This is a genomic window from Tundrisphaera lichenicola (assembly GCF_051175385.1).
Classification (GTDB): domain Bacteria; phylum Planctomycetota; class Planctomycetia; order Isosphaerales; family Isosphaeraceae; genus Tundrisphaera; species Tundrisphaera lichenicola.
In genome coordinates this window covers 2,816,417-2,841,307 of record NZ_CP195106.1, presented here as the reverse complement: position 1 = coordinate 2,841,307, position 24,891 = coordinate 2,816,417, and the positions used below count along the sequence as shown (strand labels likewise).

The 24,891-nt window shown below is 66.0% G+C and carries 25 protein-coding genes; 14 read left to right on the top strand and 11 right to left on the bottom strand.

The genetic code is table 11. From position 1 onward, the window contains the following. Window positions 1-183: 183 nt before the first annotated feature. Together P12x_RS11255 and P12x_RS11250 are read left to right on the top strand one after the other, a co-directional pair. Entirely contained in the window at window positions 184-2,262 is a 2,079-nt protein-coding gene (locus P12x_RS11255; protein ID WP_435010961.1) for a hypothetical protein, read from the top strand. Further along, the gene (locus P12x_RS11250; RefSeq protein WP_435010960.1) at window positions 2,259-4,049 is read left to right on the top strand and encodes a polymorphic toxin-type HINT domain-containing protein; all 1,791 of its coding nucleotides are present in this window, start codon (window positions 2,259-2,261) and stop codon (window positions 4,047-4,049) included. Before P12x_RS11255 ends, P12x_RS11250 begins: the two co-directional genes overlap by 4 nt. A 30-nt stretch (window positions 4,050-4,079) precedes the next feature. Here the strand turns inward: P12x_RS11250 and P12x_RS11245 are convergent, their stop codons facing one another. The 3 genes from P12x_RS11245 to P12x_RS11235 all read right to left on the bottom strand — a co-directional run bounded on the left by P12x_RS11245 (window position 4,080) and on the right by P12x_RS11235 (window position 6,636). Then, window positions 4,080-4,412 carry a YkgJ family cysteine cluster protein gene (locus P12x_RS11245; RefSeq protein WP_435010959.1) on the bottom strand — a complete coding sequence of 111 codons (333 nt, stop codon included), beginning with the start codon at window positions 4,410-4,412 and terminating at the stop codon, window positions 4,080-4,082. A 145-nt stretch (window positions 4,413-4,557) separates the two neighbouring features. Beyond that, the gene (locus P12x_RS11240) at window positions 4,558-5,316 is read right to left on the bottom strand and encodes a DUF6655 family protein (protein WP_435010958.1); all 759 of its coding nucleotides are present in this window, start codon (window positions 5,314-5,316) and stop codon (window positions 4,558-4,560) included. Window positions 5,317-5,361: 45 nt separating this feature from the next. After that, window positions 5,362-6,636: a hypothetical protein gene (locus P12x_RS11235; protein WP_435010957.1), complete on the bottom strand. Its 1,275-nt coding sequence runs from the start codon at window positions 6,634-6,636 to the stop codon at window positions 5,362-5,364. A gap of 264 nt (window positions 6,637-6,900) precedes the next feature. Between P12x_RS11235 and P12x_RS11230 the strand changes: the two genes are divergently transcribed. From P12x_RS11230 to P12x_RS11215, 4 genes are all read left to right on the top strand, one after another. Further along, complete coding sequence (locus tag P12x_RS11230) at window positions 6,901-9,186, top strand: CehA/McbA family metallohydrolase (protein ID WP_435010956.1); 2,286 nt, start codon at window positions 6,901-6,903, stop codon at window positions 9,184-9,186. Between the two features lie 145 nt (window positions 9,187-9,331). Continuing rightward, the gene (locus P12x_RS11225; RefSeq protein ID WP_435010955.1) at window positions 9,332-10,567 is read left to right on the top strand and encodes an AAA family ATPase; all 1,236 of its coding nucleotides are present in this window, start codon (window positions 9,332-9,334) and stop codon (window positions 10,565-10,567) included. Between the two features lie 42 nt (window positions 10,568-10,609). Further along, window positions 10,610-10,873 (top strand): hypothetical protein, encoded by a 264-nt coding sequence (locus P12x_RS11220; RefSeq protein ID WP_435010954.1) that lies wholly within the window; start codon window positions 10,610-10,612, stop codon window positions 10,871-10,873. Next, window positions 10,870-11,124 carry a hypothetical protein gene (locus P12x_RS11215; RefSeq protein WP_435010953.1) on the top strand — a complete coding sequence of 85 codons (255 nt, stop codon included), beginning with the start codon at window positions 10,870-10,872 and terminating at the stop codon, window positions 11,122-11,124. The genes P12x_RS11220 and P12x_RS11215 overlap by 4 nt, the downstream gene beginning before the upstream one ends. Before the next feature lie 45 nt (window positions 11,125-11,169). Here P12x_RS11215 and P12x_RS11210 read toward each other — a convergent pair whose 3' ends face one another. Together P12x_RS11210 and P12x_RS11205 are read right to left on the bottom strand one after the other, a co-directional pair. After that, the gene (locus tag P12x_RS11210; protein WP_435010952.1) at window positions 11,170-13,014 is read right to left on the bottom strand and encodes a UbiD family decarboxylase; all 1,845 of its coding nucleotides are present in this window, start codon (window positions 13,012-13,014) and stop codon (window positions 11,170-11,172) included. Window positions 13,015-13,096: 82 nt separating this feature from the next. Next, window positions 13,097-13,285: a hypothetical protein gene (locus tag P12x_RS11205; protein ID WP_435010951.1), complete on the bottom strand. Its 189-nt coding sequence runs from the start codon at window positions 13,283-13,285 to the stop codon at window positions 13,097-13,099. A 186-nt stretch (window positions 13,286-13,471) separates the two neighbouring features. Here P12x_RS11205 and P12x_RS11200 point away from each other — a divergent pair, with 186 nt between their 5' ends. From P12x_RS11200 to P12x_RS11185, 4 genes are all read left to right on the top strand, one after another. Next, window positions 13,472-14,236 carry a ubiquinone/menaquinone biosynthesis methyltransferase gene (locus P12x_RS11200; RefSeq protein ID WP_435010950.1) on the top strand — a complete coding sequence of 255 codons (765 nt, stop codon included), beginning with the start codon at window positions 13,472-13,474 and terminating at the stop codon, window positions 14,234-14,236. Then, window positions 14,233-14,847: a UbiX family flavin prenyltransferase gene (locus P12x_RS11195; RefSeq protein ID WP_435010949.1), complete on the top strand. Its 615-nt coding sequence runs from the start codon at window positions 14,233-14,235 to the stop codon at window positions 14,845-14,847. Before P12x_RS11200 ends, P12x_RS11195 begins: the two co-directional genes overlap by 4 nt. Window positions 14,848-14,866: 19 nt before the next feature. Beyond that, window positions 14,867-15,733 carry an SDR family NAD(P)-dependent oxidoreductase gene (locus P12x_RS11190; protein WP_435010948.1) on the top strand — a complete coding sequence of 289 codons (867 nt, stop codon included), beginning with the start codon at window positions 14,867-14,869 and terminating at the stop codon, window positions 15,731-15,733. Window positions 15,734-15,839: 106 nt separating this feature from the next. Next, the gene (locus P12x_RS11185; protein ID WP_435010947.1) at window positions 15,840-16,718 is read left to right on the top strand and encodes a UbiA-like polyprenyltransferase; all 879 of its coding nucleotides are present in this window, start codon (window positions 15,840-15,842) and stop codon (window positions 16,716-16,718) included. 51 nt (window positions 16,719-16,769) lie between these two features. Here the strand turns inward: P12x_RS11185 and P12x_RS11180 are convergent, their stop codons facing one another. Continuing rightward, complete coding sequence (locus P12x_RS11180) at window positions 16,770-17,330, bottom strand: BON domain-containing protein (RefSeq protein ID WP_435010946.1); 561 nt, start codon at window positions 17,328-17,330, stop codon at window positions 16,770-16,772. A gap of 77 nt (window positions 17,331-17,407) precedes the next feature. Beyond that, on the bottom strand, window positions 17,408-17,905 hold the full coding sequence (locus P12x_RS11175; RefSeq protein WP_435010945.1) for a hypothetical protein: 498 nt from the start codon (window positions 17,903-17,905) through the stop codon (window positions 17,408-17,410). Window positions 17,906-18,355: 450 nt separating this feature from the next. On the opposite strand from P12x_RS11175, the gene P12x_RS11170 reads away from it, so the two are divergent. Continuing rightward, the gene (locus tag P12x_RS11170) at window positions 18,356-19,177 is read left to right on the top strand and encodes a glycosyltransferase (RefSeq protein ID WP_435010944.1); all 822 of its coding nucleotides are present in this window, start codon (window positions 18,356-18,358) and stop codon (window positions 19,175-19,177) included. Window positions 19,178-19,189: 12 nt separating this feature from the next. Here the strand turns inward: P12x_RS11170 and P12x_RS11165 are convergent, their stop codons facing one another. From P12x_RS11165 to P12x_RS11155, 3 genes are all read right to left on the bottom strand, one after another. Further along, window positions 19,190-20,281 carry an agmatine deiminase family protein gene (locus P12x_RS11165; RefSeq protein ID WP_435010943.1) on the bottom strand — a complete coding sequence of 364 codons (1,092 nt, stop codon included), beginning with the start codon at window positions 20,279-20,281 and terminating at the stop codon, window positions 19,190-19,192. A 77-nt stretch (window positions 20,282-20,358) separates the two neighbouring features. Next, on the bottom strand, window positions 20,359-21,246 hold the full coding sequence (locus tag P12x_RS11160; protein WP_435010942.1) for a carbon-nitrogen hydrolase: 888 nt from the start codon (window positions 21,244-21,246) through the stop codon (window positions 20,359-20,361). Between the two features lie 47 nt (window positions 21,247-21,293). Then, on the bottom strand, window positions 21,294-21,962 hold the full coding sequence (locus tag P12x_RS11155; protein ID WP_435010941.1) for a Uma2 family endonuclease: 669 nt from the start codon (window positions 21,960-21,962) through the stop codon (window positions 21,294-21,296). A 121-nt stretch (window positions 21,963-22,083) separates the two neighbouring features. Between P12x_RS11155 and P12x_RS11150 the strand changes: the two genes are divergently transcribed. Continuing rightward, a complete protein-coding gene (locus tag P12x_RS11150; protein ID WP_435010940.1) occupies window positions 22,084-22,509 on the top strand; it encodes a hypothetical protein in 426 nt (141 codons plus the stop codon). Between the two features lie 82 nt (window positions 22,510-22,591). After that, window positions 22,592-23,053 (top strand): RidA family protein, encoded by a 462-nt coding sequence (locus P12x_RS11145; protein WP_435010939.1) that lies wholly within the window; start codon window positions 22,592-22,594, stop codon window positions 23,051-23,053. A gap of 51 nt (window positions 23,054-23,104) precedes the next feature. Here P12x_RS11145 and P12x_RS11140 read toward each other — a convergent pair whose 3' ends face one another. Continuing rightward, a complete protein-coding gene (locus P12x_RS11140; protein WP_435010938.1) occupies window positions 23,105-24,226 on the bottom strand; it encodes a glycosylase in 1,122 nt (373 codons plus the stop codon). On the opposite strand from P12x_RS11140, the gene msrB reads away from it, so the two are divergent. Then, a complete protein-coding gene (msrB, locus tag P12x_RS11135) occupies window positions 24,225-24,827 on the top strand; it encodes a peptide-methionine (R)-S-oxide reductase MsrB (protein ID WP_435010937.1) in 603 nt (200 codons plus the stop codon). The genes P12x_RS11140 and msrB overlap by 2 nt on opposite strands. The last annotated feature ends 64 nt before the right edge of the window (window positions 24,828-24,891 follow it).

Below are 24,891 nucleotides of genomic sequence, written 5' to 3'. Positions count from 1 at the left end.
GGGGGCATCGTCTTCGCGGACGATTCAGGCTCACGTCCTGCCCGCGAGGATTGATGGCCGGGAGTTCGTGAATCACGTTCACGAACTCGCTTCCCGAGCCATCCTATCCTGGACCTCGGTCCGAGAGGCTGCTAACAAATAAGACATCAAGAGAATGTGAGTTTGACGAAATCGGGGGCGCCCATGCTCGTCCTTTATGCCTGTGCCGCCATCCTGGCCGTCGATGCCCAGTTCCCCTCCGAGCGGGTCCGGGCGGCTTATCAGGAAGCCCGAGCCGCCGTGGGACCTTCGGCCGAGGCGCAGGTCCGCCTGGCCCTCTGGTGCGAGGCCCGCGGGCTCGCGGATCTCGAACGGGCGCACCTCAAGCTTGCGATCGAGGCCGATCCCGACCAGCCGATCGCTCGTCGGCTCCTCGGCCAGATGGTCGACGAGGGACGATGGCGGACGCCAGCGGAGGCCATCGAGCGGGCCGGGAACCAGGCGGATCGGAGGGACGCTCTCGCCCGGTATGCCCGCCGCCGCGATCAGATCGCCGATACGCCCCAGGCCCACTGGCAGATGGCCCGTTGGGCAGAGGAGGCCGGACTGCTGGCCGAGGCCGAGGTCCACCTCCGGGCCGTCGTTCGCCTCGACCCCGCTCGCGAAGAAGCCTGGAAGAAGCTCGGGGCCAGGAAACAGGGGAGCCGCTGGGTCTTTCCCGATCGGGCCGCCATCGAGAAATCCGAGATCGAAGCACGTCGCAAGGCCGACGCCCGCTGGCGACCCCTGCTGGCAAGATGGAAGACGTGGCTCGGGCAACCCTCGAAGCAGCCCGAGGCCGAGGCGTTGCTCCGAGGCGTGACCGATCCCCTGGCCGTCCCCTCGATCGGCAAGGTCTTCGGCTCGGGAAGCCCGGAGTCCCAGAAGATCGCCGTCCGGCTCCTGACCCAGATCGACGATCCCTCGGCATCCCGAGGGCTGGCCTGGCTCGCGATTTTCGGCGGATCGGAATCCATCCGGAGGCTGGCGGCCGAGTCGCTCGCGGGGCGCGACCCTCGGGAATCCGCCCCCTGGCTGATCGGGCTGCTTCAGGACCGGATTCGCTACGAGGTCAAGCCGGTGGGCGGGCCGGGAAGCCCGGGCGAGCTTTACGTCCAGGGGAAGACGGCGAATACCCGACGCTTTTACGCGGCCCCCCCCCCGCCGCTCGACTTCCGACCTGGCGATACGTGGGATCGCGATGCATACGGCTTTGCGATCGTCCGTCGACAGGTCGGCTACACCTCGCAGCCGATCCAGGCGGCCCTCGACCCGCTCTACTCGGGTGCCCCCGACATGACCGGAGTCGGCGCCAATCTCGCCCAGGCCGGCCTCGGGGCGACCGGCCAGCAGCTCGGGGATCAACTTTTCGCCAACCAGCAAGCCAACTCCTCGTTGCTCGGCAAGACGACGGCGGCCGGGGGCGGTGCGAGCTCGTTCGCCGGTGGCGGCTTCAACGCCCCGATCCAGGCCGAGATACCGATCGGCCAGTTGATGATGCTGGCGCAGCAGCAGGCGGCCTTCGCCCGCGAGAACCTCCGGTGGGACGTGGCGAGCCTGGATCGCTACAACGCCGGCGTCGACCAGATCAACGACCGCGCCCGGATGGCGTTGAAGATCGTCGCCGGCGAGTCCCCGGGGGAGGACCCCGACGCCTGGCGAAAGTGGTGGGGCGAGCTATCCGAGACGTCGACGATCGCCCCACCACTTTCGCGAGACGTCGGGGCGGTCGAGCCTGAACCGCCCTTGCCCTCCGGCTCGAAGGCCCGGATGCCTGCGTTCGTCGAAGGGACGCCGGTCTGGACCCGGGCCGGGCTCCGGACCATCGAAGATCTCAGGGGCGGCGACCTGATCCTGACGCAGGATCTCGATTCGGGGGCGTTGGCCTTCACGCCGGTCTTCTCCACCCGACGGATCGACCGGGGGATGACCCGAACTCTGCGAGTGGGCGATGGCTCGATCGCCGGGACCGACCTGGAACGGCTCTGGGTCGCGGGTCGTGGTTGGGTCCCCCTGGCCGACCTCGAGCCGGGCGACCGGATCCGGGGACTCGATGGGCTCTCGAAGGTGCTCGACGCGGGCAGGTCGAACCCGCAGTCGGTTTATCACGTCCAGGTCGGCGATCGCCGGGGGATCCTGGTCGGCCGAGACGGGCTGCTCGCCCACGATGACCGCGTCCACGAGGCCGTCGCGGCCCCCTTCGATGCGACTTCGGACCCTCGGACTCTTGGAGGCGATCGATGATCGGTCACTGGATTCTCGGACTGGCTTTCCTGGGATGGACCTCGCCCCAGGGGCAGGGGCCAGCCGATGCTCTGGCCGAATACTACGCGAGGCGGGCGGCCATTGACCACACGGCCGAGGCCCACTGGAAGCTCGGCCTCTGGGCCGAAACGGCGGGCCTGAAGGGGGAAGCGGCCATCGAGTTTCTCGACGTGACCCGGCTCGAACCCGCCCGGGAACTCGCCTGGAAGAAGCTCGGTTTCGAGAGGCGCGGTGGTCGGTGGGTGTCGTCCGAACAACTCGCCGCCGAGAAGGCCGAGGCCGAGGCCCGGCGCAAGGCCGATGCGAGGTGGATGCCGATCCTGCGGAAGCTGAAGGGGATGTTGTCCCAGAAGTCTCGACGGGCCGCCGCCGAGGCGGACCTGGCCGAGATCCATGACTTTCGGGCCATCCCCTCGATCAGGAAGGTCTTCGGCCAGGGGACGCCCGACGATCAGGAGCGGGCGATCGACCTACTCGGCCGCATCGAGGGCGAGGATGCCTCGAAGGCGCTGGCAGGCCTGGGGGTCTTCGGCAAGACCGACCTGGTTCGCCGGTCGGCCGTGGAGACCCTGACCCGTCGGGATCCCGACGATGTCCTGATGCTCTGGATCGGGCTCCTCCGGAAGCCGGTCCAGTACGAGGTCCGCCAGGTCGCGGGACCCGGCTCGCCCGGCTTCCTGATGGTGGAGGGGGAGAAATTCAACGTCCGCCGGTCGTATGCGCCTCCGTCGATGTCGGAGACGCAGGCGGCCTTCGTCGACAACCCGTTCGCCGAGCGACTCTCGATGGCCCTTCAGTTCAATTCCGACCATGTCACCGCCCCACCGCCCGGCTCGAAGCTGGTCGGGTGGAATAAAGAACATGGGTCGCTTTTCATCTTCGATTACACCTGGGCCCCTCCCACTCCGCCCAAGAACAGCCCCGACCCCAGCCCGCAGTATCAGTCCTTCGAGAAGTCGGTCCTCCAGGCGCAGATCGACCGAGATTTCGAGGTGACCGAGACCATCAAGATGGCCCAGGGCGCGCAGGCCCAACTCCAGAACGACGTCAATGTGATCGAAGCGGGCAACGCCACGACCCGAGAACTGAACGCCCGGCTCGCCGAGGCCCTCCGTCGCGTCGCGGGCAAGGATCTCGGGGAAGACAAGGAAGCCTGGTTGAAGTGGTACATGGAGCGTCGCGGATACAACTACGTCCCGCCCGATCAGCGGCCCAAGCCCACCCTCGACGTCCAGGTCCCGCTCCCATACGTCCCGCAAGGCGGCCCGCCTGTCATCAGTGGCGGGGGTGGTGGGGGAGGTGGGGCGGGTTCGCCCTGGTGCATGATCTGGGAGCGTGACAAGGGCGAGAAGCCGAAGACAGACCGGTGCTTCGCGGGCGGGACGCTCGTCGAGACCGTCGAGGGGCTCCGACCGATCGAGGCGCTCCGCCCGGGCGAACTCGTCATGACAGGCGATGGTCCGGATCTCCCGGATCGCCCGGGTTCGATCCTCGCCGTCCATCGGTCGGAGGCATCCCGGATGATCGGCCTGAGGATCGGCGGGGAGACAATCGTCGCGACCGAAGGCCATCCCCTCTGGAAACTCGGGGTCGGGCTGATCCGGGCGGGTGATCTGAAGGTCGGCGACCGGGTCTTCGCGAAGGGAGGTCTGAGGACGATCGAGACGATCGAGGATCGCGAGGGCGGCGAGGTCTGGAATCTGGAGATCCGGGAAGGTTCGACCTATCGGGTGGGCCGGGTCGGATTGATCGTCCACGACTTCTGAGGCGAGGATCTTCGAGCTTCGAAGGTCCGATCAATCCATCTCCGCCCGTCGCCGGGCATCGCGGCAGTCTTGCCCGCCGATGACGAACTCACGACAGGCGCGGGGCCGTAGCTCGTGGTGTCGGCATTGGCGAGTGTTGCCGTCGTACCAGCTGCATGGCGTGCCGTGCATCGGCCGGCCGTCATCCCTCCGGTCTCGCTCGGCCTCGATGATCTCCAGGAGCAGGTCCGGGCGTTCCCAGCGGAGCCTCTCCCAGGCGTCCTCCCCATCCTCGTTGAAGATTCTCCGAAACGGCGGGAGGGTGACGACCAGGCAACAGGCACCGCAATTCTCGCAATTTTCGAGGGGGGGCAGGCTGGGCAAGGTTGGTTCATCCGGCGATCGTTGCGGCTTTCGTGGTAGGTCTCCAACTAATAATAATCCACAAGTCAATCATGATCGTGAATTAAAGGGAATCTGAAATGACCCCCGGGATCCCCTCGGAGCCCAACCGAGGGATCCGGTCGGATCAGGGCCGGAAGGAATCGAGGTCCGAGAAGTTCGAGGGGCTTTGCAAGGCGGGCGGGTTATAGGGCTTGTTTTCCTGTCGAAGGCTACCGGGCTCGGGAGTGGCGGCTTCCCCTTCGCCAGGCAGCGGGAGCTTGATCCCGGCGACTTCGGTCCCTTCGCGGATCGACCCCGACTTGATCGGCCCGAAGCCGCCGATGTAGACATCCTTGGTGTCGGCCTGATCGAGGACCGTCCCGGACTGCCAGACGAGCTGGCCGCTGGCCCGGTCGTAGGCGAAGAGCGCCAGCTTGGCGACGGCCTGCTGTCGGCTTCGCTTGACCACCGGAACTTCGGGGATGGTCCCGGCGGGGACCCCGGTCACGGTCGGGGGGATGGCGGTCTGGGAGATCCCGACCAGGAAGTTGTCCTCATCGGTCCCGTAGGCCCCGACGCGGGCCTCGACGATGAACTGGGCCTGCTCGCGCTTCTCGCGGATCAGGACGCCCTGCGAGAGCATCGACTCGCGGAGGCTGGAGATGACCCAGCCCTGGTCGACGGCCGTGACGTTGGTGGTGTCGAGGTAGACCGGGACCCCGGTCAGGGCCCGGAAGTCGACCCGCTGCAAGGCCCGATCCCAGGCGTTGGTCAGGAGGAGCTGCTCGGTCCCGGTCCGGGCGGTCCCGGTCACCTTGGTGGTCCCGCACCCGGCGGAGGCCAGGAGGGCGCTAGCCGTGAGCCCGGCCAGCATTCGTGAGCCTTGTCCCGGTCTGAGAGTCATGCTTGATTCTTCCTGTCCAGTCGTCGGGGGGCGGTCGGCCGGGCTTCAGCGGAAGAAGCGATCGCGGATCAGCCGGGCGGTCTCGCGGAATCGAGCCCGATCGTCGTCCGGGCGGCCCGGTTCTCCCGTCAGGGGGTGACCGTGGACGGTGACCTCGATCTTCTCCGGCGTCCCCCGGAGTCGGAGGCCGGCCAGCTGGTCGAAGTTCACCTTCAACTCGGAGATCCAGACGCGGGCCTCGCTGGGAAGCTGGGCGGTGATCTGGTCGACGTTGGGAGCGTAGTCGAATCGACCGTCGAAGTCGGTCCAACCGCCCAGGACCAGCGGGAACCGGGCGACTCTGATCGTCAGATCCTCGCTCGCAATCCGACCGCCGCCGATGGTCAGGTCGGCCGAGACCGATCCCACCCGCCCCGGCCTTGGCCCGTCGGCGATGGCGTCGAGCGTGTCGAGGAACTTCGAGCCGTCCAGATCGATCGGGTCCAGCAGGACAGATCCCTGGCCCCGGAGCGTCCGGCGGATCTCATCGCGGGTCGTCCCCTGGCCTTTCATCGAGAGGATCAGGCCGAGCTTGCCGCCGGCCCTATCGGTCGCCCCGGCGACCACCGGGACGAGATAGGCCAGGGAGGGCATCCCCTCGTCGATCCCGATCCCGTTGGCCCTCGTCTCGAGTTCGAAATGCGGCGCCACCGGGTTTCGGTCGAATTTCGCGGCCATCTCGAGCGAACCGCCGTTGACGATCCCCTTGAGCCGGTCGAGCGAGGTCACCCGCCCGTCGCAGCTCGCTTCGGCCTCGATGCCGGTCATGTCGAACCGGGTTTCGCTGGGCTCGTCGACGATCCGGAGGCTCGCCCCGGCGACTTTCAGGCGGATCGGTGCCCCGTGTCCTTTCGATCCCTGGCCCGCTCCTCCCGGATCCGGCCCCGAGGCCCGGAAGAGGTCGGCGACCTCGAGCGTGCCATCTCTCCGCCGCCAGAACCGGACCGAGGCCCCTTCCACGGTGATCTCGCCCGGGTCGCACGACCCGAACAGGATCTCGCCCAGATGGACATCGACGCGGGCCTCGGCCACCCGGAGCCAGGGGTCGTCTGGGGTGGATCGCTCGGCCAGGCTCAGGTCGAGGATCCGGAGGTTCCCCAAGACCCCGAGTCGGATCGCTCCGATCTGGACCACTCGCCCGGTCGCCGAGGCGAAACGAGCGACCATCCGGGCTCTCGCCCATTCGGTTGGTGCCACGATCAGGACGATCGCCCAGGCCAGGGCGGGCAGCAGCATCAAGCCGAGCCAGAGCCATGGGCCTCGAAATCGAGGGCGTTTCATCGGCGTCCTTCCTTGGACTGCTCCCGCGCGTCGGCCCGGTCTCACCCCGATCACGGTTGAGGCCTTCTTCGAAAAGAAGGATCGGCTTCGCCTCCGAGGGAGTCCGGGCGCGGCGGACGATACCCCATCGGGCCACCTTCGACAACCGCAACCCGGTCGATTTTTCGTTTGCGTTGGCCTCGTCTCCGACTTAGCCTCGCCTGGATCGCCCCCTCGATTCGATGATCGTTCCGACAATCCGACGTGACCCTTGAGGTCCCTATCATGAGCCGCCAACCGCTCCGGATCGCCGCCGTCTTGACCCTCTTCTCGCTGCTGGTCCCGCCCTCCCGGGCCGACGAACTGCCGAAGGTCGAGGGTGTTGAGGCCCAACCCCTGGCGGCCCAGGTCCGACGGGTCGTGGAGGCGCTGGATCTCTTCGGCCAGCCGCTCGCGGTTGAGGCGAAGGCGCGGATCGAGGAGGCCCTGGCGAAGCCCGATCCCTCAGCCCAGGTCGAATCGGTCCAGGAGATCCTCGACCCGCTATGCCTGGCCGGGGTGACGATCAACGCCGAAGGGCGAGTGGGCGCGATCCAGGGTCCGGCCCCGGCCTTGCTGGTCCGCCATGGCTGGCGGCTCTTCATGGTCAAGGTGCATAATCTGGCCGGGGTGACGGCCGAACTGAACATGACCAGCCCCAACGCCGCCCCCCAGGGTCGGCCTTCCACGTCCGCCTCCCGGCCCGATCCGCACCCGACCCCGGCCGAGGCCGCCGATCGGTGGATGGATCTGGCCAGCATGGTCGACCGACCGCTCAATAAATCGCTCTCCGGACTCCCGCTCGAATATCGGGTGATCCGGGTCTACAGCCGGGATCAGGGGGCTCGCGAGGCGAAGATCCGCTTCGACGCGGGGCAGGGGAGCCAGGACCTTGGCTTCCGTGGCGACCTGGACATCCTCTTCACGGCCGAGCCCGCCGTGTCCGTCACCCTGGACGTGAAGGACTTCGACGGTCGGCCGACGATGGCCTCGTTCCTCTTCCGCGACGCGCTGGGGAGGGTCTGCCCCTCGCCGACCCGTCGACTGGCCCCCGACCTCTGGTTTCATCCCCAGGTCTATCGGCAGTCGGGAGAGACCGTCGACCTGGCCCCCGGGATCTACACCGTCGAGGTCACTCGCGGGCCCGAGTACGTGGTCCAGAAGCGGACGATCGAGGTTCCCAGGGCCGCGACCCACCGCGAGTCGTTCGAGCTGAAGCGGTGGTTCCACGTGGCGAAGCTCGGCTGGTTCTCGGGCGATCACCACGTCCACGCCGCAGGCTGCGGCCACTACGAGCGGCCCACCGAGGGGGTCCGCCCCGAGGACATGTTCCGCCACATCTTGGGCGAGGATCTCGACGTCGGCTGCGTCCTGAGCTGGGGGCCTTGCTGGTATGCCCAGAAGGCTTACTTCGACGGCAAGAATCACCCGCTCTCGACTCCCGAAACCCTGATGCGCTACGATGTCGAGGTCTCCGGCTTCCCCTCCTCGCACGCGGGGCACCTCTGCCTCCTCCGGCTCAAGGAGGACGACTATCCCGGGACCTCGACCATCGAGGAATGGCCGAGCTGGGATCTCCCGGTCCTCCAGTGGGGCAAGTCGCAGGGGGCGGTGGTCGGTTTCTCGCACTCGGGCTGGGGCCTGAGGGTCTCCGACAACGCCCTGCCGAGCCTGGAGGTCCCGCCGTTCGACGGGATCGGGGCCAATGAATACATCGTTGACGTGGTCCACGACGCGGTCGATTTCATCTCGGCGGTCGACACCCCGGCCCCCTGGGAACTCACCATCTGGTACCACACCCTGAACGCCGGATTCCGGGCCAGGATCAGCGGCGAGACCGACTTCCCTTGCATCTACGGAGAGAGGGTCGGCCTGGGGCGATCCTACGTCCGGCTGCCCGACGGCGAGCTCGACTTCGACCGATGGGTCGACGGGATCCGAGACGGACGCTCCTACGTCACCGACGGCAGGAGTCACCTGATCGACTTCCAGGTCGACGACGTCCGGGTCGGCGAGGCGGGCTCCGAATTAAAGCTCGACGAGCCGGGCGAGGTGACGGTCGCGGCCCGTGTCGCGGCGCTCCTGCCGGTCGAGGTCACCCCCGAAGCCCGCGCGATCAAGGCCCGGTCGATGGGCGATAAGCCCTACTGGGACCTGGAGCGGGCCAGGGATGGGGAGACTCGCAAGGTCCCGGTCGAGGTCGTCGTCAACGGCAAGGCCGTCGCCCGGATGATGGTCGAGGCCGACGGCGCGCTGCATGACCTCCGGTTCCGGGTCCCGATCGAGCGTTCGAGCTGGGTGGCGGTGAGGATCTACCCCTCGTCGCATACCAACCCGGTGTTCGTCATGGTCGGTGACAGGCCGGTCCGCGCGTCGAAGGCGTCGGCCGAGTGGTGCCTCAAGTCGGTCGACCAATGCTGGTCGCAGAAGGAGCCGAAGATCCGGCCGACCGAGATCGAGGAGGCCCGGAAGGCCTACGACGTCGCCCGGGCGGCCTACCGGAAGATCCTGGCGGAATCCGAGGTCGAATAAGCAACTCGGAGCGCGAACCTTCCCGACTCGGGCGTGACTGACTTGGCGAAAGGCCGGGCGGAGCGCCCGGGCTCGGAGTGTCCATGCGCCCCGGGCGACTCGTCGGCCCCCCAAGAATCCGCCCCCAGGGGCGGCACGAACAGCCATGTATTATCAGGAATTCCTCAGCGAGGTCCTCCGGGAGCCCTTTACGGCGATCGCCTATCAGGCGAGCCGCCACCTGGCGGCGACCTACCCCGATCGTGCGATGATCGAGGGCTCGGACTGCGACTTCAACCGGCTCTTCAATTTCGCCAAGGCCGGCGGATGCCGCCTTCGAAACGAGGCGTCGACTCACAACCAGGTGGCCGTCAGCTGGTGGGAAGAGACCGGCATCGTCGAGTCTCCGAGGAACGTCTGGTTCGAGGTCGATTGGGAAGGGCACTCGCTCGAAGTGGTCGTAATCGACTGGGATTACGGGTGTAACGTCCCCTATCACTTCATCCTGGCCGATTCGGCCGAGGTGGCCCGGGGCTTCTACGCGGCGGTCTGCGGCTACAGGCCTGAACTCCAGGATGAACTCCTGGTCTTCGACGGCGGTTCCTGGACCGAGAGCGGGCGATTGTTTCGGCAGATCGAGGGATCGACCCTCGAGAACCTGATCCTGCCCGAGAAGCTCAAGGCCGACATCCTGGGCGATGTCCGGCGGTTCTTCGACGCCCGGATGGCCTACGAGAAGCATGGGGTCGCCTGGAAGCGCGGTCTCCTGTTCGTCGGGCCGCCGGGGAACGGCAAGACCCACGCTATCAAGGCCCTGATTAACGAGACAGGTCGCCCTTGCCTCTACGTGAAGACATTCGATTCCGAGAAGTATACCGACGAGACCGGGATTCGCCGGGTCTTCGCCCGGGCCAGGCAGGCCTCTCCATGCATCCTGGTGTTCGAGGATCTGGATGCCCTGATCAACAACGACAATCGTTCGTTCTTCCTGAACGAGCTGGACGGGTTCGCCGCCAACCTGGGCATCCTGACCATCGCCACGACCAACCACCCGGAGAAGCTCGATCCCGCGATCCTCGACCGACCCAGCCGGTTCGACCGAAAGTACCACTTCGGCCTGCCGGCGATCGACGAGCGACGGGCCTATATCGGCCGATGGAATCGGTCGATGGACCCGGAAGCCCGGCTCACCCCCGAGGGGGAATCGAAGGCGGCCGAGCTGTCCGAAGGATTCTCGTTCGCTTACCTGAAGGAACTGCTCCTCTCGACCCTGATGGACTGGATCGCTCGCGAGGGAGGCCGGACGATGGACGAAGTCCTGGCCGAACAGGCCGGATCCCTCCGCGAGCAGATGAGGACCATGGACGGTTCGGCTCCCGAGGGAAGCCCCGTTGGAGTATAATCATCCTTGTGGCGAATCAATCCCCGCGAAGGAGGTCGTCCGATGGTCCAGGTGAAAGCGAACGAGGCGATCATGTCGGTGATCGGCACGCTCAAGGTCCAGGAGCGTGCCGAGATCCTCGATGACCGGGGAATGGTGGTAGGTTATCTGATCTCGGTCGACAGCCCCGAGGATCAGCTACGTCGTAAGGCGTTCGCGGCGTATGCTTCGGGCGAGTATCAGAGGCGGAAGGCCTCGTCGGAGGGCGGGAAGCGATACACGACCGAACAGGTCCTGGAACATCTCCGGTCTCTTGGAACATCATGATGCGATTCACCGTGGTCTGGCGTGAGATCGCCTTGGGGTCGCTCGCCGAACTCTGGTCCACCTCTCCAAATCGAAGGTCGGTGAACGAGGCCGTGGAAGCGATCGATCGCCTTCTTCGGGATGATCCGGATCGGCAGGGCGACGATTTCTACGGGGATCGCGTCCTGGTCATCTCCTCGATCGCCTTCACCTTCTCCGTTCACGAGGAAGATCGGACTGTTGAGATAATCGACCTGTTCTCGAAGGAGTAAGCCGAGGGAAGGATTTCCGGTCGCGGCTTGATCGTCTTCCACTGCTCAAATGATCCCATGCAGCGGTCCCCCCGGAGCCCCCAGAGAATCGACCCGCCGCTCGATCTCGGGATCATCCACCAATGGTGGGGCGTGGTGGGGTTTGATCCGGGCATCGATCACCAGGGGGCCGTTGCATCCCCAGTGCTTCTGATGGCAGAAAGCCCCGACGCCGTCGATGTCGGCGGCCGGGTTTGACCTCGTGAAGGTCACCCAGAGGAAGTTCCTCCCGGATCGGGCGGCGAACTCGCTGTCGTCGACGACCACGACCATCGGGAAGGTGGCGATCGGGTCGGCCTCGTGGAACGATCGGCAGAAGGCCCGGAGGGCCGGGTCCGAGCCCGATTCGTCGAGCCGGTAGCCCGGCCCTCGGACGGTCAAGATGCCGGGCAGTGCGACTCGGGGATCGCCGAAGCCGTCGGGCAGTTGGAGCCCGGAGGGGACTTCGGTCGGCAACGACCTGCGCTTCGGGCCGGCGGCGGCGATCACGACCTTCGACCCCTGGTTGAACCCGTGGCCCGAGTAGTCCAGGGTGTCGATCGTCGTCCGGGTCTGGAAGTGGAGGTCGGTGGTCCAGTCGACCCGTTCCAGGACGTGCCGGAGGAAGCCCGGGATGTCGTGGATGTCGAGGTCGGGCTTGTCCTCCCTGGCCACGATCATGAGATACTTGGCCAGCGACATCTGACCCTGCCCGAGGATCGCGTTGGCCGAGGTCAGGAGTTCCTGGGGGCGTCGGACCTCGGCATACGGGACGTATCGCTCGCTGCCGATGGCCAAAAGGAGCGGGTGGACCCCGGCGGCGTCGACCGCGTGGACTGCGTGGATGCCGGGCAGGACGGTCGGGACCAGCGGCCCGGTCAGCTCGTGGATCAGCTCGCCGAACGAGGTGTCTTCCTGAGGAGGTCGGCCGACCGAGGTGAAGGGCCAGATCGCGTCGGGGCGATGATAGACCCGCTCGACCTTCAGGACGGGGAAGTCGTGGGTCTTGGCATAATAGCCCAGGTGGTCGCCGAACGGTCCTTCGGGCTTCCGGAGGTCGGGATCGATCCGGCCGACGATGGCGAAATCAGCCTCGGCGGGGATCGGCAGGCCCCCCTGCGGGTCGACCACCATCCGGACCCTTCGCCCACCCAACGCACCCGCGAAACTCAGCTCGGGGAGTCCCTCGGGCAGGGGCATCACCGCGGCCACCGACATCGCCGGGGGACCGCCGACGAAGACGGTCGCCCGGAGCGGGACCCCTCGACGGATCGCGGCCGAGTGGTGGACGCCGATCCCCCGATGGAGCTGATAATGGAGCCCCGACTCGCGGTCGGCTTCGTAGTGGTTCCCGGAGATCTGGACCCGGTACATTCCCAGGTTCGACTTCGCCAGGCCGGGATGGTCGGGGTCCTCGGTGTAGACCTGGGGCAGGGTCACGAACGCCCCGCCGTCGTCGGGCCAGGAGACCACCTGGGGTAGCCGGCTCAATGTGGTTTTGTGGGCGAGGATCGGACCTCGTCGGACCTTTTGCGGGAGGAGGTGCAAGGCCGTGAACGGCACGTCCCGATAATGCCAGGGTCGGGCCAACGCGGCGGGTGGCTTCACCTTCAGCTCGACCAGGTGGCGGACCGCTTCCAGGGTGTCGCGGAAGATGTAGTGGGTCCGATCCATCGTCCCGAACAGGTTCCCGACCATCGGGAACGCGGTCCCCTTGACCCGGGGGAAGAGCAGGGCGGGGCCTCCCGCCTCGTAGACCCGCCTCTGGATCGCGGCCGCCTCCAGCCTCGGGTCGACCTCCCGGTCGATCACGACCAGTTGCCCGGTTCGCTTCAAGTCCTCGACGCAATCGGTCAATGATCGGTAGCCCATTAGAAATCGTGAACCTCGGACCGGCGGGCGGACCTTCGATAGGAAGAAATTAGGCGGGGGCGAAAAATAGTCACGTCGAGATTCAGAGTTCTGGGCTGGTGATCTTCACGGAACCCACGAACGGCTCCACGATCAGTCCATTTTGGCGGAGTTCTTTCTTCAATGCGTCGAGCTCGCCCCGCAGTTTCTGGGCCTCATTCTTGGCTTGAGCAGCCAACACTATCGCCAAAACGAGGAATAGGAAGCCGTTAAACGCGACCATCATCATCATTTTGTCACCATCGGTTGGATATCTGTCGGATCACCGACCCTGTCCATCAGACCTGACCAATGGCCTTTGGCTAACCTGCCGATCGGCCCCATTCATGGACAACCGGCCCCCGATGACTATACTCTGGATGTGGATCGGGCCGCGAGTGCCCGACCGATCCCAGCCCGATGGTCCGAGTGCCCCAGCATGGTCGTCGCCGAGAAACCCGCCGATTCCCCGCCCGAGTCCGTCGATAAGTCCGGCCGACGGGTCCGCTCGATGTTCTCGTCGATCGCGGGCAAGTACGACCTGCTCAATCACCTGCTCAGCCTGAATATCGACAAGTCCTGGCGGACGTTCACGACCCGGATGGTCCCGCCCGAGCCGGGGGTCCCGCTCCTCGACTGCTGCACCGGGACGGCCGACCTGGCCCTGGCGTATCACCAGGTCAGCGGCGGCCGGACGCCCGTCATCGGCTCGGATTTCTGCCACGAGATGCTGGTCATCGGCAACGAGAAGGTCGGAAAGTCGAAGGCCGAAGGGGCCGTCACCCTGATCGAGGGGGACACGCAGCGGCTACCGCTCTCCGACAACACGTTCGGCGTGGTTACGGTGGCGTTCGGGCTCAGGAACGTGGCCGACACCGTCCGGGGGATCGACGAGATGGTCCGGGTCGCCCGGCCGGGCGGCAAGGTGGCGATCCTGGAATTCTCCCGGCCTCGGGGGGCGATCCTGGGCCGGGCTTACCTGACCTTCTTCAAGCATGTGCTGCCCAAGGTCGGCCAGACGATCGCCCCGAACTCCTATGACGCCTACAGCTACCTGCCCGCCAGCGTCCTTCAGTTCCCCGACGGCCAGGTTATGCTCGATCTGCTCGCCTCCAGGGGCCTGACCGATCTCGTCCAGCATCCCCTGACGTTCGGGATTGCCACGCTTTATGTCGGCACCAAGCCGGCCGGTGGGGCGGGATGAGCCTCGACCTCCCGATCGTCCTGGGGATGACCGGGGCCAGCGGCGCTCCCTACGCGGTCCGGCTATTACAGGTCCTCTGCCGGGCCGGGCGGACGGTCCACCTGACCATCAGCACCAGCGGGGCGCAGGTCCTCCGCGAAGAGACGGGCCTGTCGGTCGCCTTGAATCGGTTCGACCCGGCTTTGTTCGGCGATCTCGGGGCGGGTCGGCTGATTTATCATCACCAGTCCGACTTCGGCGCGGGGATTGCAAGTGGTTCGTTCCGGACGGCCGGGATGGTGGTCTCGCCCTGCAGCATGAGCACTCTGGCGAGCGTGGCTCACGGGATCACGGCGAACCTGGTGACGCGGGCGGCCGACGTCCACCTCAAAGAGCGTCGGAAGCTGATCCTGGTCCCTCGCGAGACACCCCTCAGCCTGGTCCACCTGGAGAACATGGCGGCCGTCACCCGCGCCGGGGCGATCGTCCTCCCGGCGATGCCGGGCTGGTATCATCGACCGGAATCGCTGAGTGATCTGGTCGATTTCGTCGTGGCCCGGATCTGCGACCAGCTCGGCGTCGAGGTCGAGCTCGCCCACCGATGGGGCGTGGAGCCGGGGCCGAGGCTTTGAGATTGGGAGCGTCCTCGCGATGGCCGATGGCATGAACCGCAAGACGATCCTGATCACCGGGGCTTCCAGCGGGATCGGGGCGGCGGTGGCCCGCGAGTTCGCGAAGGCTGGCCACAATCTGGCGATCACCGCGCGTCGGCTCGATCGGCTCGAAGGTTTGGCGGCCGAGCTGGAGGAGCATGGGGTCGAGGTCCTCGTCCTCCCGGCCTCGCTGGACGACCCCGAGACGCCCGAGCGGTTGATCGGGGCCACGGTCGAGCGATTCGGTCGGCTCGACGGGTTGGTCAACAACGCCGGATATGGCGTCCCTTCGCTATTCGCCCAGACCGAGCCGTCGGAGATCCGTCGCCAGTTCGAGGTGAATCTGGTCGCGCCGGTCCTCCTGGCCCGGTGCGCGATCCCCCACCTGATCGAGTCGAGGGGGACGATCATCAACATCGGATCGGCGATCACGGCCGTCCCGAATCCGATCTTCGGGGTCTATGGGACGACCAAGGCGGCTCTGGCCTGGTGGACCGATGCGCTTCGTCGAGAACTGTTGCGCCGGAAGGTTCGCGTCTGCCTGGTCGAGCCCGGCCCGGTCCACACCGAGTTCTTCGACGCCCTCCAGGATCGGGCCCCCGGGACCTCGGGCCGGATCCTGGACAAGCCGCCCGCCATTCTGCACACGACCGTCGACGTCGCGGCCCGGAGGATCGCCCGGCTGATCGATCACCCTCGACGGAGGCTCTCGGTCCTCAAGCGGGTGGCCTGGCCGTTCCGAGGGATCGGCCTCCTGTTTCGCCTCTGGCCCTGGCTGGGAGATCAGGCGATCGCCCCGATGCCCAACTACATGCCTCCGCTGGAGGAACCGGCGGAGGATGCCGTCTCGACTCGTTCGGCCTGATTCTTGAGCCGGGCGTGGAAACTCGGACCCCCGATGCCCCACAATAGTCGGCACGCTTCGTCCGGGATGGAGACGAGGATTCTGTTGATCGGGGACGAGGATTCTGATGGTCTACGCCGCGACTCGTGAAGTGCTGGGGATGATCAAGTTCAGCCACACCCTCTTCGCCCTGCCATTCGCCCTCCTGGGCGCGGCGATGGCGGCGAAGGGGCCGGACGGTTGGCGGGGTCGCTGGCAGGACTGGCTGGGCATCTTGCTCTGCATGGCCACCGCCCGATCGGCGGCGATGGCGTTCAACCGGCTGGCGGATCGGCGGATCGACGCCCTGAACCCTCGGACGGCCAGTCGTCATCTGCCCAGCGGGCGACTCTCGATGGGCACCGTCGCGACGTTCACGATCCTGAGCGGGCTGGGGTTCGTGGCCTCAACCCTGCTGTTCCTGCCCAATCGGTGGCCGGTGATCCTGTCGGGACCGGTCCTGCTCTGGCTGCTCGGCTACTCGTTCGCCAAGCGGTTCACCAGCCTGGCGCATTTCTGGCTGGGGATCGCATTGGGATTCGCCCCGATGGCGGCCTGGATCGCGTTCCGGGGCGATCTGGGCTGGCCTCCCGCCTTGCTGGGGCTGGCTGTCCTGCTGTGGGTCGCGGGGTTCGACATCATCTATGCCTGCCAGGATGCCGACTTCGACCGTTCGCAGGGGCTCCACAGCATCCCGGGACGGCTGGGGATCCGAGGGGCACTCCGGCTGGCCTCGTCCTGCCACGCGGGGATGGTCGCGGTGCTGGTCGGGCTCGGCCTGGCTTATCCGATGGGGGCGATCTACTTCGTGGGGGTGGGAGTGGTGGCCCTGTTGCTGGCCTACGAGCACGCGATCGTACGGCCCGATGACCTGACCCGTGTGAACCTGGCATTCTTCCAGGTCAATGTCGCCATCAGCGCGGGCCTGCTGGCCGTGGGCCTGGCCGATCTGATTTTGAAGGGATAAGGCCGCGAGCCCGACTCCTCGATCGAGGGGCCGGGCTCGCGAAGGCTCGGCTCAGAGCGGGGTGTCGGTCGGGCTGGGCGTCGGGACGTTGGAGGGGGTGGGAGTGATGACCCGAGTGCCTGCAGGAGCAACGATAACCGGCGAGGCCCCGGGGACGATGGGGGCCGGGCTGACGACGGTGCCCACGGTCAGTTGGTCGATGACCTCGATCACGCCGACGGTCTCGGACGTCAGCATGAGTGCCTTGGCCTTGGCCTCCTCGTCGGGGACGACCCCGGTCAGGGTGGCGATCCCTCCGGCCTGGACGGTCAGCTCGATATTCGAGGTGGTCAGGGCTTTATCCCAGTGCAGTCGGCTATAGACCCGGGAAACGACCTCCATGTTGTGGACACTCGTCCGGGTCTTCTGAAATCCGCCCTGGACGGCCTGCCCGGCGGTCTGGAATCCGCCCTGGACGGCCTGCCCGGCGGTCTGGAGCCCACGCTTGACGGCGCGACCGGCTTCATTGAGCCCCTGGCCAACCGGGCCTTGCTGGGCCCAGGCCGTGCAACCCCAGGTGATCAGGCCCGCCGAAAGGGTAGCTGCGACAATGTTTCGGTTCGATACTTTCATGCGTCCGTCTCCTGGATCGATATTCGCGAAATGAGGAGGGCCTATCGAGTAGAGTCGCGAACCCGACCGGGCCGGCGTCAGGCCAGCAGGGCCATCGTCAGGGAATCCCAGCCGCCGAATCCCACCGAGTGACCGGCCGGGGCCTCTTCGAGGACCCGGGGACGCCAGTCGGCCAGCGTCTCGACATTGGCCGAGGAACGGACCAGACCGGCGGGGATCGGGCCGAAGACGGTGACCCCACCCAGCGCATTGCCGACCGCGGGGGCCGACCAACTTCCGGCCACGGATTGGGCGACCGACCCCTGGGGGCGGACAATTCGCCATTCCTGGTCGAAACGGACCGCGACCGCCACCGTCGGACTATCGGGCGCGAAGGCCTCGGCCTCCGATCGCGAGCGGAAGAGCAGGGCACCGACCGGATTCAATGGCTGGCCGGACTTCCAGTCCGGGCTCGCGACGCTGTAGAACATATCCAGCTTCCTTGGGTCGAACGAGGGATTGAACAGCCGGGAACCGTCGGGGAGGTGTGAATATCGATGGGTGTGGCAGCCGAACGGCGACGTGACGTAATGCATGAGCCGTGCCAAATTGGGGAATCCGGCCTGGACAGTCCTCGAACCGCCCGGCCGGCTGCGAGAACCTTCGTACCAGGGATAGCGAGCTCATCGGAAGGCTAGACCCAGCAATCCTCGGACATCCCGAGCGGATCGCTCCGGAGCGGGTGGACGCGGTTTTCTCGCTCGGGAAATCGGACCACGATCGCCCGGCTCGAGTCGATCGGGGCCGGACAGACTGGAATAATGCAAAATTGAACGGAGATTTCTTCAAGTCGAGTCGCGATGTTGCCGACAGAGAGGAACGGCATGCATTCATTCCGCTACGTGGAGTGTCGCAGGGCCATGAAGCGATTAAATCGCCCGTCTATGAGCAATACAAGGCAGGCCCAAACCGGCCTAAGCCCGGATTCGCCGCCGAATGAGACGGTCGTCCCAGTCGCCGAGCCTCGCCCGAAGTGGAGGACAAACGTGTCGAGTCCGGCCCGACCGCCGATGAAAGATCGCCTGACGATCGTCACTACCACGCACCTCCTCCCCTCGGCCCCCTCGACTTCGGTCATCGAATCGTCGGTCAAGATCCTGCGGAAGAAGCTGAACGTCGATGGATGTCGCCATCTGGTTTACTATGACCAGCCGGCCGACGGGGGCGTGCGGGGTCAGAAGTATCTGGCCAACCTCGAGAAGCTCGGGGCGAAGTTTAAGCTGGAGCTGTACGTCCGACCGCAATCGGGCCTCAAGAAAAACTTGATCGAGGGCATCGACGCCGCCACGACGCCCTACCTCATGTTCCTGGAGCACGACTGGGCCTTCCTGCGGCCGGTCAAGATCGAGGAACTCCTGGATGTGTTCGACAAGTATGACTTCGTCAACCACGTCCGCTTCAATATGAGGACTAACGACTCTTATTATATGTGGGACCACATGATCCAGCCCGAGGACAGGATCCCAGAACTTCCGCTGACCCGGACCAGCTCGTGGTCGAATCAGGCCCACGTGGCGCGGATCAGCAAGTGGCGGAAGGATTGGCTGCCGATCATCGGGCCCGAGCCCGGAAGCCGCTCGCATGGGGTCGAAGAGAAGCTGTATTTCGCCTACAATCGGGACATTTTCAACGAGGGCTTCCACATCGCCCACGCCCGGTGGGGCAATTACATCTACGGCGGGAAGACGGCCCGGCCCTTCGTGCATCACATCAACGGCTCGATCACGACCGCCAGCATCCTCGAGTATGGTGCCAAGGTGAAACGCCTGATCCAGCGAACCGCCGCCCGGCTCCGCGACGAGCCTTGATCGGCCGGACCCTCAGCCGCCGGGGGTGCGCGGCTGCTGCTGGGTCAGGCAGTGGAGGGTCCCCAGGCCCCAGACCAGGTCGACGGCGTGGATCCCGACGACCTCGCGGTCCGGGAAGGCCGAGGCCAGAAGCGAAAGGGCCTCGCGATCGGCCGGGTCGTTGAAGGTCGGGACCAGGACCAGGCCGTTGGCGATGTAGAAATTAGCGTAGCTGGCCGGTAGGCGACGCCCCTCGAAGATCACCGGTCGGGGCATCGGCAACTCGATCACCCGGAGGGGCTGCCCATCCTGGTCGACCGCGTTCCGGAGCCGTTCGAGATTCTCCCGTAAGGGGCCGTAGTTCTCGTCCGATGGGTCCGACTCCACCGCCAGGGCCACCGTCGAGGGGGCGACGAATCGTGCGAGGTCGTCGACGTGCCCGTGGGTGTCGTCGCCCGCGATCCCCTGGTTGAGCCAGACGACGTGGGGCGTGCCCAGGTAGTCGGCCAGGACTCGCTCGATCCCCGGGCGATCCAGTCGGGGGTTCCGGGCCTGGACTTCGCCGAGCAGACATTCCTCGGTGGTCAGGACCGTGCCCTTACCGTTGACATCGATCGATCCCCCCTCCAGGACCACTCGTGCGGGATCTCCCCCATCGGCGGGGGTTTCGACCGAGGGCTTCCACCGATCTCGACCGAGGATCTTGCCGATCGAACGGGGGACCCGGCGATCCTTCAGGTGATCGTCGTATTTGGCCCAGGCGTTGAACTCCCAGTGGACCAGCCCCAAGGCCTCGGGTTCGCCGTCCTTGACGACGAACGACGGCCCCGAGTCGCGCATCCAGATCCGGTCGGTCTCGACCCGATGGAACCGGACCTGCCCGAGGTCGACGCCCGCCGCCTGGAGCTTGTCGATCGCCCGCCGCTCGGACTTGCCGCCGTTGATGAGGATCTCGACCCGCTCGACCCGACTGAGGTGACGGACGATCTCGACGTAGACCCAGGGGATCGGCGCGAACTTGCCGGGCCAGTCGTCGCGGTTGTGGGGCCAGGCGATCCAGGTGGCCTCGTGGGGTTCCCACTCGGCGGGCATCCGGTATCCCAGGGCGGCGGGTGTCTCGGTCATGATGGGGCCCTTCTCCGCGTAGGGCAGAGCTTGCCCTAACCTTAGTGTCGCTTCCGTTGCCGATCGGGGAGCAGCCTTTAATCCGAAAATCGCTGGGTGATCGGCCCGTAGGCATCAATCCGGCGGTCGCGGAGGAACGGCCAGTGTTGCCGCGTCTGCTCGGCGAGCTTCGGGTCGCATTCGACGATCAGGACTTCTTCGCGGTCGGCCGAGGCCCGAGCGATGACCCGCCCGAAGGGGTCGGCGGCGAAGGTCCCGCCCCAGAACTCGATCCCGCCGTCTTCCGGCCCTTCGTGGCCGATCCGGTTGATCGCCATGACGTAGATGCCGTTGCTGATGGCGTGGGCCCGTTGCATGGTGTGCCAGGCGTCGGACTGGGCCTCGCCGTACTCGGCCTTCTCGCTCGGATGCCAGCCGATTGCGGTCGGATAGAAGAGGATCTCGGCCCCCTTGAGGGCGGTCAAGCGGGCGGCCTCGGGATACCACTGGTCCCAGCAGACCAGGGGCCCCAGGACGGCGGGCTTGGTGGCGATCGCCTGGAATCCGAGGTCGCCTGGCGTGAAGTAGAACTTCTCGTAGTAGAGCGGGTCGTCGGGGATGTGCATCTTCCGGTATCGGCCCTGGATCGAGCCGTCGACATCGAAGATGACCGACGTGTTGTGGTAGATCCCCGGCGTCCTCCGCTCGAACATCGACCCCATGATGGCCATGCCCGTCTCGCGAGCGACCGTCGAGAGGGCCTCGGTGGTCGGGCCGGGGATCGGCTCGGCCAGCTCGAAGAACTTGTGATCCTCGACCTGGCAGAAATACTGGGTCCGGAAGAGCTCGGGCAGGCAGGCGACCCGGGCCCCGCGCGCGGCCGCCTCCCGGAGGAATTCGCAGGCCCTCCGGAGGTTGACATCCGGGTCGGTCGAGCACTGCATCTGGACCAGGCCCACGGTGACGGGTCGAGCGATTCGAGTCATGTTCTCGGGCTTTGGTTTGGGGGAAACGCGGGGAATTTCGGTCGGTCTCAGTCCGCCTCGGGGAGATCCCTGGCCCATTGGTCGAGCCAGTCGAGCCATTCGATGTCATCGGGTTGTTGCATTCGGGCTTCGAGCGCCTGAAGTACCAGTGCCGGAGTCAGGCGAGGAAGGCTAGGACTCCGGTCGATCTCCTCGTAGTGATCCCCTGCCAGGCGACCAAACCAAAGGGACTGTTCTTTCACGTCGAGCCGCCAGACCTCCGGCACGCCGATCCGGGGATAGGTCGGCAACGCGGCCTCCGAGTTCGCCGAATGGTCCACTTCGAGGGCCAGGGTGGGGGGAGGATCGATGGTCAGGTCGAGCACCTGTTTGCCTCGGATTCGGGCGACGTCTTCCCCCAGGTAGAATCCCTCATCGGGTTCCTTAGCCGCGCCCTGAATTGGGCCTCGACCTTTCTTCCGGAGTGTCGTCGTTCCCACGACCATGCATCGGATTCGGTAGGCACGAGAGACAGCCAGAACGACCAACATGATTCGGCGAGAATCATAATCATGAACAAGATGCGGCGACACGATCGTCAACTCTCCATCCAGGTAGGTCATCCGGACGTGATCGTTCGCCGGCTCGTCGCGGAGCTTGCAATAGGTCGCCCAAGCGACGTTGTGCAAGGTCGCCCCGACGGGGATGGTTGATCGAGCAGGGGTGACGGTCGCCATGACGTTACCTCTTCGCTTGGGAAGCCGAGAACCCTATCATAACGCGGGGTGTCAACTCTGGCGACGCCGCCCGCCGGGTCGATCCGGGGCGGTCCTCGACGAGTCGCGAGGGAGATCGCCGATGACGGACGAAGAGTTCCTGGCCGCTTTCGAGGACTGCCGGATCCCTCGCGAGGATTGGACCCACGAGGCTCACGTCCGGATGGCCTGGCTCTACCTCGGCCGCAGGCCGCTGGACGAGGTGATCCCGATCGTCCGGGCGGGGATCCGCCGCTACAACGACGCGGTGATCCGGAAGCCGGATGCCTATCACGAGACCATCACACTCGCCATGCTCGCCTTGATCGACTCCGAGAGGGAGTCGGGCGGACGATGGGAGACCTACGCCGAATTCCGCGAACGGGCTCCCGAATTGCTCGATCGGGCCCTTCCGGCCCTACTTCGCCACTATCGCCGCGAGACACTCTTCTCGGATCGTGCTCGCTTGACCTTCGTCGAACCAGACCTGATTCCCCTCTCGGCTCGCAAGGTCGGTCGTGGTGGTTGATTTCGCACGGGTCGTGGGTTAGCGTCGAGCCCGACCGGAGCCCTCACCACCGAACTCGAACCACCTGAAGGATGACCGTGCCATGGGAGCCGAAGCCCGCCTGACCGAACTGAACCTGACCCTGCCGCCCGCTCCCAAGCCGGTTGCGACCTACGTGACGGCCGTCCGCCAGGGCAATCTCCTTTATGTCTCGGGTCACGGCCCACTCCGCCCGGACGGGACGCTGCACCTGGGCAAGCTCGGCGCCGGGCTCGATCTGGAGGCGGGTCACGCCGCCGCCCGGCAGACCGGACTGGCCATCCTGGCGACCGTCCGGTCGACCCTCGGCTCGCTCGACAAGGTCTCCCGGTTGATCAAGGTCCTGGGCCTGGTCAATAGCGCCCCCGACTTCCTCGACCATCCCAAGGTCATCAACGGCTTCTCCGATCTGATGGTCGAGGTCTTCGGCGAATCGGGCAAGGGAGCCCGGAGCGCCTTCGGGGTCTCCGCCCTTCCGGGAGGGATCGCCGTCGAGATCGAGGCGATCTTCGAGGTCAAGGATTGAACCCGGCCGGGGCTCGATGGCCGATCCGTTCGGCCGTCGAGCCATCGACCGTCATTTCTCGGGCTCGAAGGCCCGGACCTCGGGGTGCATGGTGTAGAGACGGCCCCGGCCGCCGATCGGTACGAGCTGACTGCTCGACGAGTTGTTAAGGATCAGCGGGTTTCCTGGGTATTTTTCCCAGTGGATCAGGTCCCGGGAACGTGCGATGTTGGTCGTCCAGTCCTTCTGCCAGGGGTTATGGGCGTTGGCGTGATAGTAGGCGTAGTAGACCCCGTCTCGTCTGATGACCTGGTTGATGGCCACGGCATACTTGTCGTACGCGTCGGGACCCATGGCGAGCACCGGCTCGTCCTGCTTGTTGGTCCAGACCTTGAGGTCGGTCGAGGTCGCCAGCCAGTCGCCTCGGTCCCCGCGCTCGTAGAGGAGGAACCAGGTCCCGTCCTCGAAGAAGGCCGTCGGCGTCCCACGGGGGCCGGGCGGGATCGAAGTCCCGTCGACCTTCCGGATGTCGAGGGGCCCTTCCTCCTTCCAGTGGATCCCGTCGGTAGACGTCAAGCGGTGGGCGATGTCCCGTTCCCCTTCGGCGAACATCTGGTAGATGCCGTCGTGCTTGACCACGCAGACATCCTCGACCCAGGAGGTCGACACGATCGGGTTGGACGGCCATCGATGCCAGTTCAGGCCATCGAGCGAAATGGCGTAGCCCAGGTTTCGGTTCGGGGATCGGTCGTCGTTGTATCCGGTGTACCAGAGGTGGAAGAGGCCGTCCTCTTCCAGGATCCAGCCCCGCTCGCGGATCAGGCGGTCCCACCCCCGATCGAGTCCGGTCCCCGCGAAAACAGGATTGGCCGGGCTGGGGGTCCAGGAGACCAGATCCTTGGGGAAATCCTCGGCCTCGGCCGGCCCGGCGAGGCCGATCAGGAATGCGAGGAGTGGGGATGCGAGGCCGGTCGGGATTCTCATGCGTGCCTCCGGGCTCCGGGTGTCGGGCGGATCGCTCCGTGCGAAAGGGTAGGCTCCCTCCGGCCTGCGGGCAAGGGGGAGGCGGGCATCGACCTTGCACCAGCTTCGAACTCGTCGGACAATGAGATCGTACTGGGAATCATCCCGACGCTCGATCGGCAAGACGGTGACCGTCCCCGCCCAATCGGTCGCGACCAGGAGTTTCGCCATGAACGTCCGAGCCCTCCGCATCATCCTCATCGCCTCGATCACCTCCGGCTTCGTCGCCCTGGCCTTCGCCCAGGAAGGGGAAGGCAAGCCTCGGAAGGTCGTGAAGTCCGACGCCGAATGGAGGAAGCTCCTCACTCGCGAGCAGTACCTGGTCACTCGCCAGGCCGCCACCGAGCCGGCGGGTTCGGGCAAGCTCCTGCATAACAAGGCGAAGGGGATCTACGAGTGCGTCTGCTGCGGCACGGCGCTCTTCAGCTCGAGGACCAAGTTCGAATCGGGGACCGGTTGGCCCAGCTTCTACGCCCCCTACGACAAGGCGAACGTCGACACCTCGACCGACTACAAGCTCGGCTATGCCCGGACCGAGGTCATGTGCAATACCTGCGGTGCCCACCTCGGCCACGTCTTCGACGACGGTCCCGCCCCGACCGGACTCCGGTTCTGCATGAACTCCGCGGCCTTGAAGTTCGCCAAGGATACCCCTGCCAAGGCCAGTGCGAAGACCCAGAAGAAGGAAGAGGACAAGAAGGAAGCGGTCAAGAAGGAAGAGAAGTCGGACTCGGACAAGGAAGTGAAGGCCGAAACCGCGGACCCGAAGTGATCCGTCGGATCTCGAGGCTGGAACCAGGCCGCCGATCGCGGTTCGGCGGCCTCGGGCCAAGGGT